Annotated in this window: 17 protein-coding genes; 6 read left to right on the top strand and 11 right to left on the bottom strand. The window is 66.0% G+C overall.

The genetic code is table 11. The annotated features are described in order from the left end of the window. The gene (locus ABFX29_RS10075) at positions 1-729 is read right to left on the bottom strand and encodes an NUDIX hydrolase (protein ID WP_152227071.1); all 729 of its coding nucleotides are present in this window, start codon (positions 727-729) and stop codon (positions 1-3) included. Positions 730-837: 108 nt separating this feature from the next. Further along, a complete protein-coding gene (locus ABFX29_RS10070) occupies positions 838-1335 on the bottom strand; it encodes an Lrp/AsnC family transcriptional regulator (protein ID WP_152227069.1) in 498 nt (165 codons plus the stop codon). A gap of 880 nt (positions 1336-2215) precedes the next feature. On the opposite strand from ABFX29_RS10070, the gene ABFX29_RS10065 reads away from it, so the two are divergent. The 5 genes from ABFX29_RS10065 (at position 2216) to ABFX29_RS10045 (ending at position 6542) form a co-directional block, all read left to right on the top strand. Further along, positions 2216-3262, top strand: coding sequence for a thiamine pyrophosphate-dependent enzyme (locus ABFX29_RS10065; RefSeq protein WP_152227066.1), 1047 nt, complete (start codon positions 2216-2218; stop codon positions 3260-3262). Further along, positions 3255-4295 carry an alpha-ketoacid dehydrogenase subunit beta gene (locus ABFX29_RS10060; protein WP_152227065.1) on the top strand — a complete coding sequence of 347 codons (1041 nt, stop codon included), beginning with the start codon at positions 3255-3257 and terminating at the stop codon, positions 4293-4295. The genes ABFX29_RS10065 and ABFX29_RS10060 overlap by 8 nt, the downstream gene beginning before the upstream one ends. Then, complete coding sequence (locus ABFX29_RS10055) at positions 4288-4617, top strand: biotin/lipoyl-containing protein (protein WP_091603573.1); 330 nt, start codon at positions 4288-4290, stop codon at positions 4615-4617. The genes ABFX29_RS10060 and ABFX29_RS10055 overlap by 8 nt, the downstream gene beginning before the upstream one ends. A 2-nt stretch (positions 4618-4619) precedes the next feature. Further along, entirely contained in the window at positions 4620-5411 is a 792-nt protein-coding gene (locus ABFX29_RS10050) for an alpha/beta fold hydrolase (protein ID WP_152227063.1), read from the top strand. Between the two features lie 186 nt (positions 5412-5597). Beyond that, positions 5598-6542, top strand: a complete 945-nt coding sequence (locus ABFX29_RS10045) for a serine/threonine-protein kinase (RefSeq protein ID WP_152227061.1) — start codon at positions 5598-5600, stop codon at positions 6540-6542. Between the two features lie 39 nt (positions 6543-6581). On the opposite strand, the gene ABFX29_RS10040 is transcribed toward ABFX29_RS10045, so the two are convergent. From ABFX29_RS10040 to ABFX29_RS10000, 9 genes are all read right to left on the bottom strand, one after another. Beyond that, positions 6582-6740, bottom strand: a complete 159-nt coding sequence (locus tag ABFX29_RS10040) for a hypothetical protein (RefSeq protein ID WP_170287736.1) — start codon at positions 6738-6740, stop codon at positions 6582-6584. Positions 6741-6897: 157 nt separating this feature from the next. Then, entirely contained in the window at positions 6898-7809 is a 912-nt protein-coding gene (locus ABFX29_RS10035) for an ABC transporter ATP-binding protein (protein ID WP_152227058.1), read from the bottom strand. Continuing rightward, entirely contained in the window at positions 7799-8572 is a 774-nt protein-coding gene (locus ABFX29_RS10030; RefSeq protein WP_152227056.1) for an ABC transporter permease, read from the bottom strand. The genes ABFX29_RS10035 and ABFX29_RS10030 overlap by 11 nt, the downstream gene beginning before the upstream one ends. Continuing rightward, positions 8569-9357 carry an ABC transporter permease gene (locus ABFX29_RS10025; protein ID WP_152227054.1) on the bottom strand — a complete coding sequence of 263 codons (789 nt, stop codon included), beginning with the start codon at positions 9355-9357 and terminating at the stop codon, positions 8569-8571. Before ABFX29_RS10025 ends, ABFX29_RS10030 begins: the two co-directional genes overlap by 4 nt. 40 nt (positions 9358-9397) lie before the next feature. Then, a complete protein-coding gene (locus ABFX29_RS10020) occupies positions 9398-10384 on the bottom strand; it encodes an ABC transporter substrate-binding protein (protein ID WP_152227052.1) in 987 nt (328 codons plus the stop codon). Between the two features lie 248 nt (positions 10385-10632). Then, entirely contained in the window at positions 10633-11997 is a 1365-nt protein-coding gene (locus ABFX29_RS10015) for an MFS transporter (protein ID WP_246167326.1), read from the bottom strand. A 176-nt stretch (positions 11998-12173) separates the two neighbouring features. Next, positions 12174-15299, bottom strand: a complete 3126-nt coding sequence (locus ABFX29_RS10010; RefSeq protein ID WP_152227050.1) for an AAA family ATPase — start codon at positions 15297-15299, stop codon at positions 12174-12176. Continuing rightward, positions 15296-16462: an exonuclease SbcCD subunit D gene (locus tag ABFX29_RS10005; RefSeq protein ID WP_152227048.1), complete on the bottom strand. Its 1167-nt coding sequence runs from the start codon at positions 16460-16462 to the stop codon at positions 15296-15298. Before ABFX29_RS10005 ends, ABFX29_RS10010 begins: the two co-directional genes overlap by 4 nt. Positions 16463-16571: 109 nt before the next feature. Beyond that, the gene (locus tag ABFX29_RS10000) at positions 16572-17573 is read right to left on the bottom strand and encodes an MIP/aquaporin family protein (protein ID WP_152227046.1); all 1002 of its coding nucleotides are present in this window, start codon (positions 17571-17573) and stop codon (positions 16572-16574) included. Between the two features lie 188 nt (positions 17574-17761). On the opposite strand from ABFX29_RS10000, the gene ABFX29_RS09995 reads away from it, so the two are divergent. Continuing rightward, entirely contained in the window at positions 17762-18850 is a 1089-nt protein-coding gene (locus ABFX29_RS09995) for an ADP-ribosylglycohydrolase family protein (RefSeq protein ID WP_246167324.1), read from the top strand. Positions 18851-18870 lie beyond the last annotated feature (20 nt).

Genomic DNA, 18870 nt, shown 5'->3' with positions numbered 1-18870 from the left:
TCAGTGCTCCGTTGCTTCTGGTCTCTGGCTGGGGAAGGATTCGTCCCGGGGATCCGGCCCGGTGTAGCGGTACAGCCGCGGGGGCCGGTGCCGCCCGCCCTGAAGGTAGTGCTCGGTAGGCTCAATGTGCACCGACGCCTGCAGCTGGCGGCGGAAGTTTGCCGGGTCGAGGTCGCGTCCCAGGACGGCCTCGTAGACTTCCCGAACCTGGGCGAGGGTGAAGGTGGACCCCAGGAAGGCGTAAGCCACGGTGCCGTACTCGAGTTTGTTGCGCAGGCGCCAGAGCGCGTAATCCACAATCTGGTTATGGTCGAAGGCCAGGGTCCCCACTTTGTCTGCCCGGAACCAGGCGACGTTGTCATCCTGCCTGGCCAGGGCCGCCTCGTCCGGCTGAACCAGCGCCCAGTACACGATCGAAACCACCCGGGGGGAAGGTGACCGGTCCGCGCCGCCGAAGGCGTAGAGCTGCTCAAGGTACCGCGGCGTCAGCGCCGTGGTTTCCCGCAGGTTCCGTGCTGCGGCGTCCTGCAATGACTCGCTTGCCCGCAGCGGGCCGCCCGGAAGCGCCCACAGGTCCAGGTAGGGCTGCCTGATCCGGCGCACCAACGGCAGCCACAGCGTCAGGATCCCGGTGTCCGGATCCGGCCGCAAAGCGAAAATCACCGTGGAAATCGCCAGCGACGGGGGCTCCTGCTCCCGCTCCGAGACGTTGGCGTATCTGGGGCTCATCCCTGTCTGCCTTCCTGGCCGGCAGCCCCGGGGCCGCGGCATGAATAGTAAGAGTCGGGCTGACTCTAACTCAAACTGCGGAGAAAGAGCATGTTTGCCGCCGGCAGGTTACGCGCTCTTCTCGGGTTCCCCGGCGCCGGAGCCCGCTGCCGCATGCAGCAGAGGCAGCATGCGGCCTTCGAAATGGGTATTGAGGACGATCACGGAAGATGACCTCAGCACTGCTCCGGTGGCGACCATGGAATCGATGACGCGCTGCAGATCGGAGTTGGAGCGGGCAGCCACACGGGCAATGAGGTCACTTTCCCCGGACACCGTGTGGGCTTCCTGGATTTCCGGAATCTCGGCAAGCGCCGCAACGACGGCGTCGTGCCCCATATCCTGGCGGATCGTCAGCGAGCAATACGCGGTAACAACGTACCCGAGGGCGGCCGGATCAAGCCGCGGGCCCCACCCGGCTATGACGCCGCTGCGCTGCATCCGGTCCAGTCTTGCCTGCACCGTGGCACGGGCTACCTTGAGCGTCCGGGATGCTTCCAGGACCGACATCCGAGGATCGTCGGTAAATAGGGACACAATCCGGGCGTCGAGCTGATCTGTTGCCATGGCAACCTTTCCCTGCAGGAGATCCGGGCGGAACCGGGCGCATACCCGGAACAGGGCGTACTGGTGCCACCCCTGAGGGAACTTTAGCTGCACAGGAGGTTTTACCGCACTGCGCCACGCACGCTAAAAGTGCAGGCCAGAGGCCATCATGGGGCGCCGCTGCCGGGCTTCGAAATGCAGTTCTGTTCAGCCTAAATGGAGAAATTCGGAGAACTTCTATCCCGCAAATAGATTCTCGGCACTCATTCAGCGGCATGAGTTTCCGTTTTAATTCCGGAGCGGTGAATTTCCACGGTAAACGGGCGATTCCGGCTGCGGAATCCGGCGGCCGATGGGCGGCCGGCATTGCTGCCCTGCCAGCACGCCTGTCACCGGCAGGGTGGCAGGGCAGGGCAGCAGCGGGCTTTGGACCCTACTGGCCCTTGCGCTTCCGCGGAGCCGGCTCGGCGCCGGCAGACTTGGCCCGCTTCTCTGCGCGCTTCTCCTTGATGGACTTACCTGGCTTTTTGGCGTTTCCGGACAATGTGCCCTCCTTGGCGTCTGGCCAGCGGCTTTCCGGACTGGTCCGGGGCCGCATAGATTTTATCCACAGCGGTTTTCTGCATTTGCTGAACAACCGTTATTCCAGACCATACCCGGAAATAAAATAAATGCCAGTCCTGCCCGCACAGTTCATGCGCGCACTCCTGCCTCCCACGCAGAACGCGGCTGCAACCACGGCTGCGCGGAACGGAGCGGCGCAGACAGAGCGGCGAAGACAGGGGCGGATCAGTAGTCAGTTTGTATACGTGGTTGAGCCTAGTGGTGGACGAAGTGCACAGTGTGCTCAGCACTCCTCTAACTGTTTGCACGGTGAAGTGATGCCCGTTACGTTTCCACTATGGACCTAGACACAACGAGCATCCCGGAGCTCACAGCCGAGGAACTGCGCCAGCTGTACAAACTGCTGATCGCCACCCGCGACCTCGACGTCGCGGCTGTGGCCTGGCAGCGCCAGGGAATCCTTCCCGGCTACGCCCCGGAGCTTGGGCAGGAAGCCGCCCAGGCGGGCAGCGCCTTCGCCCTCGACCCAACACGCGACTTCGCATTTCCCACGTACCGGGAGATGGGCGTCGCCCTGGCTCTCGGGGTGGACATGGTTGAGTACATGTCCACGCACAAGGCCAGCTGGCATGGCGGCCTGTACAACCCCGTCACCACCCGGCTCGCGCCGATCCAGGCCGTGGTTGGCGGATCAGTGCTGCACGCCGTCGGCTGGGCCCACGGCCAGCGGCTGGCCGCCGGCAGTGCCGGCAGCCCCGAAGGCGGCCTCCCCGCTGCCATCACCTACTTCGGAGATGGAGCCAGCTCCCAGGGCGATGTCCACGAGGCGATGAACTTTGCCGGCGTACTGAAGGCGCCGGTGGTCTTCTTCGTCCAGAACAACGGCTGGGCCATCTCCCTGCCCACCGAGGAACAGGTGGCAGGCGGCAGGGTTGCCGCCCGGGCGGAAGGCTACGGAATAGCCTCGGTGACTGTGGACGGCAACGACGCTCCCGCCGTCGTGCGGGCAACCCGGGCAGCTCTTGAACACGCCCGGGCGGGCAACGGACCGGTACTGATCGAGGCCATGACCTACCGCCGCGGTCCGCACTCCACCAGCGACGATCCGGGGCGCTACCGCACCCTTGACGAGGAACGGCGTGACGGCGGCGAGGATCCCGTGACGCGGCTGGCAGACCTGCTGCTGCGCAGCGGTGCGGCCGACCAGGCGTTCCTGGACTCCGCTGCCGCCGAGGCCAAGGCACACACCGATACCGTCCGGGAAGGCATCCAGGCACTAAAGCCGCGGCCGGGCCGGGAAATGTTCGACTATGTCTTCGTCGAACCCACTGATGCACTCAAGGCCCAGGCCCGCGCCTGGCGGGAGGAATCCGAGCATGTCTAGCCAGCTGACCGAAGGAGTACGCCCCATGGAGGCCGGCTCCGCTTCGGACCCCACTGAAACCCTGTCCATGCAGGCCGCACTGAACCGCGCCCTGGCTGAAATCCTCGCCGCGGACCCCAAGGCCATAGTTCTTGGGGAGGACGTCGGCCGGCTCGGCGGCGTGTTCCGCATTACCGACGGCCTGCAGAAGCGCTTCGGCGCCGACCGGGTCTTCGATACCCCCCTGGCCGAATCCGGCATCCTGGGGATGTCCGTGGGCCTGGCAATGGCCGGCTTCCACCCAATCCCCGAGGTCCAGTTCGACGGATTCGCGTACCCGGCCGTCAACCAGATCATCACCCAGCTGGCCCGCATGAACTACCGCAGCCGCGGCACCATGCCCATGCCGGTAACCCTTCGTGTGCCGAGCTTCGGCGGAATCCGGGCACCGGAACACCACGGCGAGTCCCTCGAGGCGCTCTTCGCACATGTTCCGGGCCTGAAGGTAGTCTCGCCGTCGAGCCCCCACCAGGCCTACCACCTGCTCAAGCACGCCGCCGCCCAGCCGGACCCCGTCATCTTTATGGAGCCGAAGTCCCGCTACTGGCAGAAGGACACCGTGGACCCCGGCACTCCGGGAAACCTGCAGGGTTCACAGGTGGTCCGCGAAGGCAAGCACCTGACCCTGGTTGCCTGGGGCGCCATGGTTGCCCGATGCCTCCAGGTCGCCGAACTGGCAGCCGAGGACGGAATCGAAATCGAGGTCCTCGACCTGCGCTGGCTGAAGCCGATCGACGCCGAAGGGCTGGCAGCCTCGGTTTCGAAGACCCGGCGCGCCGTCGTCGTGCATGAAGCCCCGCTCACTGCCGGGCTGGGGGCGGAAGTTGCCGCGCTCATCACCCAGCACTGTTTCGACACACTCAAGGCCCCGGTGGAGCGGGTGACCGGATTCGACGTACCGTATCCCTCGGGTGACCTGGAAGACGAATACATCCCGAACATTGACCGCATCCTCTTTGGGATCCAGCGAGTATTGGAGTACCGGCGTGGCTGAAATTTCATTTCCCCTGCCTGACCTGGGCGAAGGCCTGATCGAAGCAACTGTCCTGGAATGGCTGGTAGCCCCCGGTGACCAGGTGGAGCGCAACCAGCCGCTGGTGGAGGTTGAGACGTCCAAGTCCGCAGTTGAGCTGCCGTCCCCCCAGGCCGGCGTCGTTGCCCGGATCTATGGAGAAGCCGGCGAGAAGATCAACGTCGGCGAGCCCCTGGTGGTCTTCGAGGTTCCCGATGACACTGCGGGGATTGTCGGCACCGTCCCGCAGGAAGCGCCGGCCCGCCGCCGGGTCCGGCTCTCCGCCGTCCTGGACGAGGACTAAGCGTGGGCGCAGGCATCGGCACCTCCCCTGCCCTGTACAGCGAAGTCCACGAGGCCGACGGCGGCACTTCGCTGCGTCCGGTGCTTGTGCTGCACGGGTTTGCCTCCTCAACGGAGCTGAACTGGGAGTCCACGGGCTGGATCACCGCACTGACCGGCGCCGGACGGCGGGTCATCACGGTGGACCTGCCCGGACACGGCCGCAGCGATGCACCCCGGGAACGGGAGCACTACTCGCCGAGCCGGATCCAGGCCCGCCTGCTGGATCTGCTCTCCGAGGCAGGCGTGCGCCCGCTCGCCGACGACGATCCTTCCTCCGGAGTGGACGTGGTCGGATACTCGCTTGGTTCGCGGCTCGCGTGGGAACTGGGTGCAGCCGCTCCCGACCTGGTGCACCGCATGGTGCTGGGCGGGCCGGGAGCCGGGGACCCGCTGGCAGACTTCGACCTGGACGGCGCCCGGCAGTTCCTGGCGGACGGGACTCCGCTGGCGGATCCCGTGAGCTCCGATCTGCTGCGGATGGCCCAGCTTGTGCCCGGCAATAACCTGGATGCTCTCCTGACCCTGATCGAAGCGATCAAGGAAGAACCGTTCCAGCCGGAGGCTGCCGTCCCGGCGATGCCGCTGCTGCTGGTGGCCGGCGATCAGGACGAGCTGGCGTTGACGGCGCCGCAGCTTGCAGCACTCAACGGGCAGGCTGACCTGCTTCTGCTGCCCGGGCGCCGGCATGCCAATGCCGTGACGTCCCGGGCTTTCAAGAACGCGGCCGTCGAGTTCCTGGACGTCCGGGCCTGACACAAGGTCAAGAGTTGGTTACGGCGGGGCAAATCGGAGCGGAAGGGGTGTCTGCGCAGGATAGGATCGAATAGTCAGTACACTGAAATGGAATTACTAAGTGTGCTTTCGATTTACCTTCGACCATTTTGTGCAGCATCCATCCATGTTCCATCCCCGCAGTTTCAAGCTTAAGTGAGGACGCCCGTGGACTTATTCCTGGGGCAGCGTTACCGCACCACCGACCTGATCGGCTCCGGTGGCGCTGCTTCCGTGCACCGGGCGATGGATGAGAACCTGGGCCGCGAGGTTGCCGTCAAAGTCTTCCGGCCCACCGTCCAGGAAGATGACGACTACCGCCGCCAGCACACCGAAACCCTGCTGCTGGCAACCCTGAACCATCCCGGGCTGGTAACTCTCCTGGATGCGGGACTGCACCATGAAGAAGACGGCCAGGTCCTGAACTACCTGGTCATGGAATTGGTGGACGGACCGGACCTGCGCCGCACTTTGAAGTCCGGCCCGCTGCCCGCTGTGTCGGTCGCTTCCCTGGGAGCAGACCTGGCCGACGCCCTCGCCTATGTCCACTCCAAGGGAGTCATACACCGGGACGTCAAGCCGGCTAACATCCTGCTCTTCCCGCAGGAGCACGATTCCCGGCTGTACCCCAAGCTCACCGACTTCGGCATTGCCCGCCTCGTGGAGGCCACAGTCGCGACAGCCCACGGCGCAACAATCGGCACCGCCAATTACCTCAGCCCGGAACAGGCGCAGGGCGGAACGGTGGCTCCTTCCACGGACATCTACTCCCTGGGTTTGGTGCTCCTGGAGTCCCTGACCGGTGAAAAGGCCTTCCCGGGTCCCATCGTCGAAGCCGCCGTGGCCCGCTTGCTCCGCGATCCCGAGATCCCCGAGTCCCTCGGAACTGATTGGGTGGAGCTGCTCCGTGCAATGACCAACCGGCTTCCCGATGCCCGGCCCGGTGCACAGGAGGCAGCGGCCGTACTTAGGGTGCTCGCGTCAGAGCCGGAGATCGCCGCACCCCGGACCGCCGCTGAAGACGCAGATGCCGAAGAAGTCTGCACCGGTGGAGTGACAACGGGGAACATCTATATCCCGCTGCCTCCTTCGCACGCCCCAAGCCTGGGCTAAGGGCACCGGGAGACCGGCCGGCTACCGCTGTCCTCCGGGTCAGGAACCGGCGCCGGTATCTTCTTCGGGTTCAAAGTTGGATGCGTCTTCAGTGCTGGACGCAGCCACGCCGTCACCCGAATCAGGGATGGTGCCTTCCGGCCCTGCGCCGCCCTTCTTGTCCTGCTCTTCGGGCGTTCCCTTGCCTGCATCGACCATGGTCTTTCCTCCCCTTGGGTGGCCTGCGAACCAAACCGGCCGGCAGGCGCCTGACTTCCGATACTAGGCCACCCGCCGCACACAGCACAGGGCCGGTGGTTTCCGCCCCCCAAGGAGGAAACCACCGGCCCTGTGCTGGACGCCGTATGGATGTGCCCTAGGAACCGTCTCCGGCGCCGCCGTCCGCCAGCACTCCGTGAGTGGTCGCCGGAACGTGCGGAACCGTGGTCCGCGGAGCCGCGGCGGCAGCAGGAGATACCTGGCCCTTGTTCTGCTTGGCAATCTGGATCTGCTCGTACACGTGGTTGCGAAGCTCCACGAAACGAGGAAGCGACCGGGTTGTTAGCTGGTCACGTTTCTCCGGGAGGTCAATCACAATGTCCTCCTGCACCACGGTCGGTGAGCTGGAGAGGACCACTACGCGCTCCCCCAGGTACACCGACTCGTCAATGTCATGCGTGACGAACAGGATCGTTACGCCCAGCTTCTCCCAGACGCTGCGCACCAGGTCTTCCAGGTCCGCACGGGTCTGGGCGTCGACGGCGGCAAACGGCTCATCCATCAGCAGCACCTTGGGCTGGTACGCGACGGCGCGGGCAATTGCCACACGCTGCTGCATGCCGCCGGAGAGCTGCCACGGATAGCTGGTGGGCACATGAGCCAGGCCCACGGCCTCCAGCGCATCGTCCACCAGCTGGTTCCGTTCACCCTTGGCTATGCCTGCGTTCTTGAGCGGCAGCTCCACGTTGCCGCGGACCGTCATCCAGGGGAACAGGCTGCGCCCGTACTCCTGGAAGACAACAGCCATGTCCTTCGGAGGTTCGGTGACCTTCTTGCCTGCCAGGACAACCTCGCCGGAGGTGGGTGCCATGAGGCCGGCGATGATCTTCAGCAGCGTGGTCTTGCCGCTGCCCGAAGGCCCAACCAGGCAGACGAGCTCACCCGGGCGAAGGTCGAAGGTCAGGTTGCGGACAGCTTCGATCTCCCCGGCATCGACCTTATAGATCTTCTGGACACCCCGGACCGACAGCAGCGGCTGGGCGGGGCCTTCCGTGGGATTACTCTGCATGTTCTACCTCTCTCAAACCGTGGTACCAGCCGAGGATGCGGCGTTCGGCCCACTGGAACAAAAATGACATGGCCACGCCGATCAGGCCAAGGACCACGATGCCGCTCCACATTTCGGGAATGGCGAAGGACCGCTGGAACTGGACGATGGTGAAACCCAGGCCTTCGGAGGACGCGAACATCTCCGAAATGACCATGAGGATCAAGCCGATTGACAGGCACTGGCGGACGCCGGCCATGATCTGCGGGCTGGCGCTGGGAAGCACCAGGTAACGCAGGCGGGCAAAGCCGCTGATGCGGAACGTACGGGCAGAGTCGCTGAGGACACCGTCTACGGCGCGGACGCCTTCGATGGTGTTCAGGAGCACCGGCCAGATGCAGCCGGAGACAATGACCGCAATCTTCATCTGGTCATTGATGCCGATCAGCAGCATCAGTACCGGGATGAGCACCGGCGGCGGGATCGCCCGGAAGAACTCGAGGACCGGTTCGAGCAGGCTCCGCAGCCAGCGGGTGGTGCCCACCAGGATGCCGAGTACGGTGCCGAGCACGATCGCCAGCGCGATGCCTGTTACCAGCCGGATAAGGCTGGGCAGCACGTCCGTCATGATGCGGTCCCAGGTCCAGACCGTCACGAACTTCTCCACAAGCGTGCCCGGCTTCGGGACGAAGAAGTTTGTGCTTCCCTGCGTGCTGATCCACCAGATGAAAATCAGCAGCGCCGGCAGGCCTACGAGGTAGCCCGCTTTCTTGAGCGTGTTCATACCACTACCTCCCCGCGGACCGAGCTGTGCCAGGACAGGGTGCGGCGTTCAACAATGCGCATGCCCATATTGATCAGGATGCCCAGCACGCCCGTGGTCAGCACCAGTGCGTACATCTGGGCAATCGCGCCGCCGGACTGGGCGTTGGCAATCTCCTTGCCCAGTCCGGGTGAACCGATGATCAGGCTCGCGGTAATGGCCAGGATAAGGGCCACGGCGGCGGCGAGCCGGACGCCGGTCATCAGGTACGGAAGCGTGGTTGGCCACACGACGTAGCGGATCCTCGCCAGGCGGCCGAGCCCGAAGCTCTTGGCCGTGTTGTTGGCGACCGGGTCCACGTCCGCCACCCCGTACAGGACCTGGATCAGGACCTGCCAGAAGGATGCGTAAACCACCAGCAGCAGCGTCGATTCAATGCGGAAGCCGAACAGCAGGACGGCCAGCGGAATCAGTGCCACCGATGGGATGGGACGAAGGAACTCGATGGTGGAGTTGGTGGCCTTGCGCAGGAAGTTGCTGGAGCCGATGACCAGGCCAAGGACCACGGCCGCGAGCGTTGCGATCAGGAGTCCGAGGAACCATCCCGTCATGGTGTCCACGACGGCGGCCCAGAACGCACCTAGGCCCAGGTTGCTGATGAAGACTCCCAGCACCTCACTGGCCGGAGGAAGGAATCGGGGATTGACCACTCCGAGTCGGGGAATCAGTTCCCAGGTCAGCAGGAATCCGAGGATTCCTGCCAGCCCCAGCAACGGCCCCGTGGGGAGACGTTTAGCGGATTTCATATGCTCTCGTTCTTCTCGAACCGGGCGGAGGGGCGCGTTGCTAGTCCTGTGCCGGCAGCATAGCGTCCAGGTCCGGCGCCTTGGACAGCGTTCCGTAGCTGGCCGCTGCTTCGCCGAGGATCGTCAGGCCCTCACGGTCGAAATCTGCGTGGAAAGCAGGCAGGACCATCTTGGCGCGCATTTCTTCGTCGATCTTCGTGTAGGTGCCTACGATTTCCCGGACCGCGTCAGGGTTTTCCTGGGCGTACTCCAGGGATTTCTTCATGGCCCTGGTGAACTTCTCGACGGTCTCGGGGTTCTGCTCGATGTAGGCGGAGGTGGTGAAGTAGCCGCTGATGTCCAGGCTGGGGTGGGTTTCAGCGAAGTTGTAGGCAATAACCCGTGCACCGTTTTCCACGGTCTGGGTGAGGAACGGATCCAGGATCCAGGCAGCGTCGACCTGGCCTGACTCAATGGCGGCGGGTGCATCGGGGAAGGGCACCTCGACGAACTTGATGCTCTCCTGGTCCCCGCCCGCCTTCTCCACGAGCTTTCGAATGGTGGTGTCACCGATGTTGGAAAGATTGTTGACGGAGACCGTCTTGCCGGCCAGGTCGGCGGCGCTCTGGATGTCGGATTCGGCCGGGACGACGACGGCGCCGAAATCGGAAGAGGTGTCTCCGGTAGTCGAGTTGCCGTTTGAGACCAGCTCGATATCCAGACCCTTGTCATTGGCGACCATTACGGAAACAACGTTGCCGAAGGCAAAGTCGAAATCACCGCTCACTACGCCGGGCACGGCGGCAGCTCCGCCCGTTGTGGTCTGGATATCCAGGTCCAGGCCTTCAGCCTCAAAGAATCCCTGCTCTTTGCCCAGCCAGATGGGAGCAGTATCCACAATGGGCATGATTCCCACCGAGAGTGTGGTGAGGCCGGTGGTGCCCTCAGCACCCGAGGCGCTCTCGTCACCGGAAAGAGATCCGCCTCCACAGGCGCTGAGGGTCAAAGCGGCCGCTGCGGCCAGGAGGACGGGGGCATTGCGTTTCACTAAAAGCGCTCCTTGTACGGTGGAACCCCGCGAAGACGGCCGCAGGGCGAAAACCCCCGTTCAGCTGCGATCCCTGAAGCCTGTGGCTTCCCGGTTGTTCGCATGTTGAACAAAAGTTCTACAGGTAAACGCTATGAAATGCGTCACCCCTCGTCAAGGAAATTATGTGATTGGAAACACAATCGAGACCGGCTGCGTAATGTTACCCGAGCCGCGCCTGCGAAGGGGGTCTTCCCTCCCCCGCCGGGCTATGCTGTTTGGTTCTTCGCACGCCGTACGGCCGCGGCAGAAGCAAGGCCCAGCACCAGCAGCGACGCGGCTGCACCGGCACTGACCAGGAACGCTGCCGGGTGGCCGAAGGCTTCCGCCAGCGGGCCCGCCAATCCTGAACCAACTGCGGTGCCGGCGACCGTGCCGCTGGCCAGCAGCGTCATGAAGGTGCCCATCAGATGCGGCGGCGCCAGCTCGGCGCCAATGCCGAAGATGCTGACCATGGTTGGGCCCACCGGAATGCCCAGGACGAAAAGAACAGCCAGCATGCCTGGGATGCCCGAAGGTACCAGCAGCAGCAGGGCCGCGGCGGTCATGGCCGCAGCCGACACAACCCAGCGCGCGGACTGGCTGAAACGCTGGGGCCAGAATGCCACGGACAGGGCAGCGGCCGCGGAGCTGATCCCCATGATCGAGTACAGCAGGCCAGCTGCATCAGCGGCTCCGAAAGTGCCGCCAAAGGCGGCCAGGGACGCCTGGGTAGCCCCGAAGAAGGTGCCCATTGCCACCATGCCCAGAACGGGCAGTGCCAGCAGTCCCCAGGAGGTGCCGCTTCGCGCGGCGCGGTCCCCCGGCGTCGTCGCCGTGTCCTTAGTTCGCCTGGGGGCAGGGAGGACGACCGCTGCGGAGCGGTGGAACGCGAACGCACTGACCATGGAGGCTGAAAGCACCGCCGCCAGCGCCAGGGGCAGCCAAGGGGCGACTGCCGCGGCGAGCACGCCCACAAGGGCCGGGCCAAGCACAAAGCTCAGTTCGTCGGCCATGCTCTCGTAGGACAGGGCCGTGCCTAGTTCCTTGCCGGTCCGGTCCCTGGAGGTGAGTGCCATCCAGCGCACCCTTGCCAGCGGCCCAACCTGCGGTCCGGTGGCTCCCATGCCGAAGGCTGCGGCCAGGACGGCGGCAAACGGGCCCCCGTCCGGAAGCTGCAGGGCAGTGAGGATCGCGGCCGTAATCAGCAGCGGGTTGGCGACCGCAGCCCCCAGCAGCACCGGACGCTGGCCGATGCGGTCTGCAAGGTATCCAAGGGCGGGACCACCCAGAGCCGACCCGACACCCACGGCCCCGGCAGCAAAACCGCCCTGCGCATAGGACCCGGTGATACTGGTGACCAGTGTCAGGGCCCCGATGGTGAGCATCGCCAGCGGCAGCCGGGCCAGGAAGGCGATGGAGAAGAAGGCGGGCCCGGCAAGTTCCAGAATGCGGCCGAAGCGGCCTTGGGCCGGAGCAGCGGCAGCGGTTTTAATGCCGTGGTTTTCAGCGGCGGCGTTTTCAGGAGCAGTGGACGCGTTTTCCAGAGCAGGGCGGCCGGCGCCGGGCTGCTGGTCAGGGGTAAAAGGTTTCATGCGGTACTCAGTTCAGGCAAAAATCGCGCATCGTCCCTCCTCCCGATGCGCCCGACCCGGTTACATGCCGATCCTACCCCGCCGGGAAGATGGGCGGGGTGCGTGCTCGCTCCTGGCGTACAGGCCCGGTGGGCGGCCGCGGCACACACCACCACCTCCGGCGTCCGGCCGGACCGCTAGGCCGGCAATGCCTGCACCGTTCGGTAGCTCACCGTTGAACCGTTGCGTCCGCGGGAGATCTGCAGCTGCGCGCTGATGCGCTGCTTCATTTCACTGACGTGGCTCACCAGGCCAACCACGCGTCCGCCGTCGCGCAGCCCTTCGAGGGCGTCCATCACCTGTTCCAGCGCTTCCTCGTCGAGGCTGCCGAACCCCTCGTCAACAAACAGGGTTTCCATGCTTGTCCCCCCGGATTCCTGCTGGACGACGTCAGCCAGGCCAAGGGCAAGGGCCAGCGACGCCATAAAGGACTCGCCGCCGGAGAGCGTTGAGGTGTCCCTGCGCACGCCTGTCCAGTCGTCGATGACATGCAGGCCGAGTCCCGCCTTTCGGTTTCCGGACTTCGAATCGTCGTGCACCAGCGAATACCGTCCGCCGGTCATCGCCGCGAGCCGCTCCGTTGCCGCAGCGGCAACCTGCTCCAGCCGGGCCGCGAGGACGTAGGTACTCAGCGCCATCCTGTAGTTGTTCTCCCCGTTGCCCCGTGCCGTGTCGCTGAGTGACTGAAGGAGGCTGCAGCGCCGGTGCAGCGGTTCCATCTCAGCTTCGGCCTCGGCCAGCTGTGCGGCCAGGTCTTCGAGAGTCCCCGCTGATCCTTCCAGCAGCCCGATCTGCACTGCCGCGTCGGACAAGGCCTGCCGTGCCGCGTCGGCGGCTTCCGCGGCCTCAGCGACGTCCTCCTCATCAGGCATGGGCTCGGGCAGGCCCTCGCTGTCCAGCTGCGCCAGCGCATCCTCATCTTCGCGCCGCATGGCCAGGCGTGCGGCCTGTGCATCGAGTGCCTCGAATGCGGCACGCAGTTCCTCCGCTTCGGCCGCGGGCAGCAACGCTGCGCGCACTGCATCGGCGTCCGGGAAACCAGTCCCGGAGAGCGCGTCCTGCAGTGCCTGGGCTGCTTCAGCCTGGAAGCTGCCTGACTGCCTGGCTGCCTGCAGCGCCGTCCTGGCCGAGGCTGTGCGGCGGCGCAGGCTTTCCAGCTGCTCCAGCCGTGCAGAGAGTGCCGCCGGGTCTGAGAGGTCCCCCGACCCCCTGCGGCCCAGTTCGGCCGATTCCTCTGCAGCGGCCGCGGCACGGGCCTGTGACTGGGCAGCTTCCTGGAGAAGACGGGACCTCGTCTTCTCCAACTGGCCGAGTTCAGCTTCGATTGCCCGGAGCCGGTCCTCCGCGTCGGTGAGTCCGGCCGCAGCTTGTTCGGCGGCGCGGAGGTCTTCCTCCGCCGCCTCGCGGGCCCGCTTCGCCTCGCCGGGATCCGATTCCCCTCCCTGGGCGCGCAGGGCAGCGGCGGCGGAAGCGTCTGCCTCCGCCGCGGCACGAGCTGCCTCCCACTGCTTCTCCGCGGCAGCGCTCGCCGTCCGGGCGGCGGCTTCCTCCTCCCGCGATACGAACTGCCCGCCCTCAGGCAGAGGCGCCGGAGCAGGGTGGGAAGTACTGCCGCACACGGGACAGTCCCGGCCTGGTTCAAGGGACGCAGCCAGTTCCGCGGCCGCCTGGTCCAGCCGCAGCTGCAGCAGGTCCTGCCACTGGCCGCGTGCGTCCTGATACGTCTGGCGGGCCTGGGCCGCGTGCTCCGCTGATTCCACCGCCGCAGCATGGGCAACTTTGTAGCTTTGGATCACCTCCAGCGTGCTGTCAGCATCCTGGATCCTCCGCCGGGCAGCGTCCGTTTCCGCGGCGGCGGACCGCAGGCCGGGGAGTGCCGAGCGCAGGGAAGCCTGTTCTTCCCGGAATGCCGCGGCAGCGTCCTCCGCTTCTGCGGCTTCCCCGCGGAGCTTCGCTTCCCGTGCCTCTTCCCGGGTTTTCAGCGCAGCCAGTTCGGCCGCGCGCTCAGCATCGGCAAGCGCATTCTCGGCGGCCGAGAGTTCTTTGGCGGTTCGCTCTTCCAGCTCGGCCAGTGAATCGGCGTCCGGCAGCTGCATCCCGGGTGCCTGCGGCGCCGGAATCCCTTCCGGGACAAGGTCCCCCAGCCCGGCGGGGGCTGCAGCGGAGTGCAGGGCCAGGAGGGCGCTGAGTCCTGCGGCTTCCGTCCGCCGGCACCCCTGCTCCGCAGAGCTGAACGCGTCCAGGTACCCTTTGAGCCCCTCCGCCCGCCGATGGGATTCAAGCATGGCCCGCTTAGGCAGGCTGGCGGCCTGCCGCACGGCGTGTTCGCGCTCTTCAGCCTCGAGCTGGAGCCGGGCCAGGCCCCGCGCACGGCGTGCTTCGAGCTTGTGCAGGAGATCTTCGGCTTCTTTGAAGCCGGTGCTCTTCCTCGCCTGGGCGAGCCGCAGGGAGGCAAGCTGATCAGTGACGGCGGTGCGCACGGCGCTGATCCATGCCGATCCCGCTTCAGCCTTGTCCTGCTCCGCGGCACCTGGTTCAGCCGGCGCCGCGGAACCGGTTTCCTCGCTGCCCAGCAGGCGGGCGCAGCGTTCAGCCTCGCTTCGTGCCTGTGCGCGCAGGAGTTCTGCATCTGCCTGCGCCAGGGACAGCTCAGCCTTCGCGGCGTCGGCCTCGGACTTGAGCTGCTGCTCGATCTCCTCATAGCGCCAGGTCCCAAAGAGTCTTTGCAGCAGCTCCGCGCGGGAGGTGGCGTCGGCCCGCAGGAAGGCAGCAAAGTCGCCCTGGGGGAGCATGACCACGCGGGTGAACTGCTCACGGCTCATGCCGAGCAGATCCTGGATCTCCGTTGCGGCCTCATCGTTCCGGGCCGTTTTCTGGACCCACTCCCCCTGGACCAGCTCGCTGAGCAGGGTGCGCGCCTGTTCGGTGACTGTTCCGGTGGCGCTCCCGGCCCGCTTGGCCGGACGCTCCCACTGGGGGCTGCGGATGACTTTGAACCGCCGGTCCCCCGCACTGAAATCCAGGAGGACTTCGGGCGCCACCCCCGGGGCAGCGTGGTCGCTGCGAAGCTTCCGGGCTTCCTGGCGTGCACCCGGAACCGACCCGTAGAGGGCGAAGCAGACGGCATCCAGCACACTGGTCTTTCCTGCACCGGTGGGCCCGTTGAGCAGGAACAGTCCCTGTGCGCCCAGCTCGTCGAAGTCGATGTGCTCACGGCCGGCGAACGGACCGAACGCCTGCATTTCCAGCCGGTGGATCCTCACTTTGCTGCCTCCGCCGCGTTGACCTTCTGCAGCACTTCGGTGAACACTGCTTTTTCTTCCGCGGAGGCTTCCCGCGAGCGCACATGGTCCAGGAATCCGCAGCAGACATCGAGGTCGTCCGTAGCCCTGGCCAGCCTCCGGCTGTAGCTCTCATTGACGCCCCGCGGGCCCGACGCCGGGTCAAAGGAGAGCACCAGGGTGTCCGGGAAGCGCGTACGGATCTGCTCCATGGCCTTGGCCGGACGGCTGTCGTCGGTGAGGGTGACCTGGCACCAGGCGTCTTCGGCGTGGGCATGTGCCGGATCTTCCAGGAGTTCCTGAAGCGTTCCCCGGAGAACTGCCAGCCGTTTCGGCGCCGTCCAGGGAACGGGTGTCACCCCGGCCAGGCCTGACGGGCCAAGTTCCACCAGCAGCCCGCCCTTCGCCTGGCGCGCCTCGGAGAAGGAGTACGGCAGCGGGGAGCCGCTGTACCAAACATTCGGCGCCAGCTCCTGGCGTCCGTGCAAATGGCCCAGCGCGGCATAGGTGAAAGAGCTGAAGAGGTCCAGCGGTACGGCACCGACTCCGCCCACGGACAGGTCCCGTTCGCTGTCCGAGGTAATGCCGCCTGAGGCAAATGTATGGGCCATGACCACCGGAAGCACCGGTTCCCCGGCCTCACGGCGCTCCTGGACGTCCAGCCGGATCCTCCGAACAGCTTCGCCAAGCACGCCCGCATGGTTGGGGGGAACGTCGGCACCAAGTTCAGGGGCGGCGAGGCGCGGTTCCAGGTAGGGAATGCCGTACACCGCCACAGTGGCCAAGCCCTCACGCAGCAGGACCGGGGATGCGATCGCGTCGACGCCTGTCCTCAGGTGGACTCCGCCCTGCTCAAAAATGCGTCCGCCAAATCCCAGGCGGGCAGCGGAATCATGGTTGCCGCTGGTGAGGACCACCCTTGCCCCGGCAGCGGTAATCCCAGCGAGCGCCTCATCCAGCAGCCGAACCACGTCCACTCCGGGCAGCCCACGGTCATAGACGTCCCCGGAGATGAGCACGGCGTCAATCTCCTCCCTGCGGACCGTTTCCAGGAGCTGGTCCAGGAAGGCGTGCTGTGCCTGGAGCATCCCCACGCCGTGGAAGGAACGGCCCAGGTGCCAGTCGGAAGTGTGCAGGATTCGCATACCCATAAAACTACCGCCCGCCGGTGACACAGCAGATTCGCGGGCCAGGGCCGGATACTGCAGTGCCGCCTGCGGGCGGGAGGGTCGGCGGGTTCACCCCGCCTGGAAGCTAGGAGCGGTGGCTGCCGGAGGCGTTGCCGCCGTCCTGCTCTCCGTCTTCCCTGGACGCTTCGGCAGAGTCGGCTTCGAAGAAACCGCGGGCAGCTGCGTCGTCTGCGTCCGTGCGGCCGGCACCCGCGCGGTCCTCATCTCCTGAACCCGCAGTGTCAACCCCTGCGGCTGCAGTGGTCTCGGCGGCAAAATCGCCGTCGTCTTCAAAGGTCTCTTCCACGATCACCGCCGCGGAGGCGGGCACCGCGAAATCAAGGCTGCGGTAGATCAGGCCGGTGATGGCCGCACCCAGCAGCGGAGCAAGCCAGAAGAGCCACAGCTGCTCGATGGCCCAGGGCTCGGCGAATACTGCCACGGCGGTGGAGCGGGCGGGGTTGATGGAACCGCCGGTGATGGGAACCAAGAAGGTCAGGAGCGCGGCGTAGGTGACGCCGACGGCGAAGGCACTGGCCGCGGTGGAAAGGCGCGTTCCGGCGCCAAGGAAGACGGCGGTCAGCAGCGCGGCGGCGATGACCTCGGTCAGCAGGGCACCGGCCAGCGGGAACTGCGTGGCCGAGTTCTCGGCGAAGCCGTTCGCAACGGCGGCGAAGAAGGGCTGCGTCTCCGGGATCTGCGGGTGTCCGGTCATCGAGACCCACAGGATCAGGGCAGCGAACAGCGCACCGACCAGCTGAGCCACGATGTACGGCAGCACTGCCTTCCACGATGTGCGTCCGGCCAGCGCGCTGCCGATGGTGATGGTGGGCAGGAAATGCCCGCCGGAGATGTAGCCGAAGGCAATCATTGCGGCGGCCAGGACCAGCCCGAAGGCCAGGGGAGCAGACAGTCCGCCGGAAGGATTGAAGAAGGAGACGCCCAGGCCCGCCAGCACCAGCAGGAAGGAACCCGCCGCTTCCGCGATGCTGCGGCCAAGGAGCCCGTAGGAGCGCAGGGACGTGATGGTGGTGCCTTCGGCCGCTGCGGCGCTCGCGCCGGCTGGGTTGTGTGGCTCTGCAGTCATGGGAGGAGTTATTCCAATCAGTTGGTGAAAAACGTGGTTCGGTGTGCGGCGCAGTCTTCAAACAGGGTCCGGGGCCGCACAAACACCCCAGCCTTCCACCGCTTCCTGTGAGGCTGCTGGGTGCGCACTGAGCATACACTCGCTCCCGCTGCGGGAGGGCAGGACGCCAGGCGACCTATGCTGGATAAGTGAACGATTCTGTGCCCCTGCCGCAGGCAGATCCTGAACTTTTCCGCTCCAAGGTCCGTGCATGCCTTCTCGGGGGCGCTCTCGGCGATGCCCTCGGATACGCAGTGGAGTTCGACTCCCTGGACGGCATACGCGCCCGCTTTGGTTCCGGCGGACTCACGGACTTCAGCCAGCTGGATGCACCTGCCCCGGTTTCCGACGATACCCAGATGACCCTGTATACCGTGGACGGCTTGGTGGAGGTGCTGCAGTGGGCCAATGACGGCGTGGGCGCCGATGAGACCGCGTGTCTGTGGCTGGCCTACCTCCGCTGGCTCAAGACCCAGGGCGAGGCCCTGCCTGCCAACGCACCGGACCAGCCGGACCGCTGGATCGACGCCCAGGAAGTACTCCATCACCGCCGTGCCCCCGGCAACGCCTGCCTGTCCGGGCTGCTGACCGGTGAGATGGGCACGAAGTACAGGCCCGTTAACGCTGAATCCAAGGGCTGCGGCACCGTGATGCGCTCGGCGCCTTTTGGTCTGCTCCCCTACGTGTCCGAAGAAACTGTCTACAAGTTCAGCGCCGACGGCGCTGCCCTGACCCACGGACATCCCTCCGCCCTGCACAGCGCCGCGGTCTTCAGCTCCCTGATCCACGACCTGCTTCCCGCGGGGGCAACCCTGCAGGAGGCTGCCGCTGCGGCTGCCGAGCGTGCGGCCCGGTCCGGAGTGCCGGAGCTCGCTGAGCGCCTGCAGGCTGCCGTGTCACTGGCTGCGGAGAACCGCGGCTCGACGGCATCCGTCTCGCCCGAACAGATGAAGCAGGCTTTGGGGGAAGGATGGGTTGCCGAGGAGGCACTGGCCATAGGCCTCTACGCGGCCCTGGCCGCATCGAACGCCGGCACGCCGCAGGAGCATTTCCGCCGGGCCGTGGGCCTGTCGGTAAACCACGACGGCGACAGCGACTCCACTGCCTCGGTGACGGGAAACATCCTGGGCGTCCTCTACGGGCTCGAGGCGCTGCCGGCGGACTGGCTCTCGGCCATCGATGCCCGGGAAACCGTGGAGGCCATGGCGGACGCGTTTATAGGTGTCACGGCCGGATGACGGACGGCTGGTCTGGCGGG

The sequence above is a fragment of the Arthrobacter gandavensis genome, from assembly GCF_039528575.1.
Classification (GTDB): Bacteria; Actinomycetota; Actinomycetes; order Actinomycetales; family Micrococcaceae; genus Arthrobacter_B; species Arthrobacter_B citreus_B.
This window is presented reverse-complemented; position numbering and strand designations above follow the sequence as displayed.

What these genes read in the sequence shown, in the direction of transcription:
- ABFX29_RS10075 (WP_152227071.1), bottom strand. Translation starts at nt 729, where the DNA reads ATGAGCCCCAGATACGCCAACGTCTCGGAGCGGGAGCAGGAGCCCCCG.
- ABFX29_RS10070 (WP_152227069.1), bottom strand. Translation starts at nt 1,335, where the DNA reads ATGGCAACAGATCAGCTCGACGCCCGGATTGTGTCCCTATTTACCGAC.
- ABFX29_RS10065 (WP_152227066.1), top strand. Translation starts at nt 2,216, where the DNA reads ATGGACCTAGACACAACGAGCATCCCGGAGCTCACAGCCGAGGAACTG.
- ABFX29_RS10060 (WP_152227065.1), top strand. Translation starts at nt 3,255, where the DNA reads ATGTCTAGCCAGCTGACCGAAGGAGTACGCCCCATGGAGGCCGGCTCC.
- ABFX29_RS10040 (WP_170287736.1), bottom strand. Translation starts at nt 6,740, where the DNA reads ATGGTCGATGCAGGCAAGGGAACGCCCGAAGAGCAGGACAAGAAGGGC.
- ABFX29_RS10035 (WP_152227058.1), bottom strand. Translation starts at nt 7,809, where the DNA reads ATGCAGAGTAATCCCACGGAAGGCCCCGCCCAGCCGCTGCTGTCGGTC.
- ABFX29_RS10030 (WP_152227056.1), bottom strand. Translation starts at nt 8,572, where the DNA reads ATGAACACGCTCAAGAAAGCGGGCTACCTCGTAGGCCTGCCGGCGCTG.
- ABFX29_RS10025 (WP_152227054.1), bottom strand. Translation starts at nt 9,357, where the DNA reads ATGAAATCCGCTAAACGTCTCCCCACGGGGCCGTTGCTGGGGCTGGCA.
- ABFX29_RS10015 (WP_246167326.1), bottom strand. Translation starts at nt 11,997, where the DNA reads ATGAAACCTTTTACCCCTGACCAGCAGCCCGGCGCCGGCCGCCCTGCT.
- ABFX29_RS10005 (WP_152227048.1), bottom strand. Translation starts at nt 16,462, where the DNA reads ATGCGAATCCTGCACACTTCCGACTGGCACCTGGGCCGTTCCTTCCAC.
- ABFX29_RS10000 (WP_152227046.1), bottom strand. Translation starts at nt 17,573, where the DNA reads ATGACTGCAGAGCCACACAACCCAGCCGGCGCGAGCGCCGCAGCGGCC.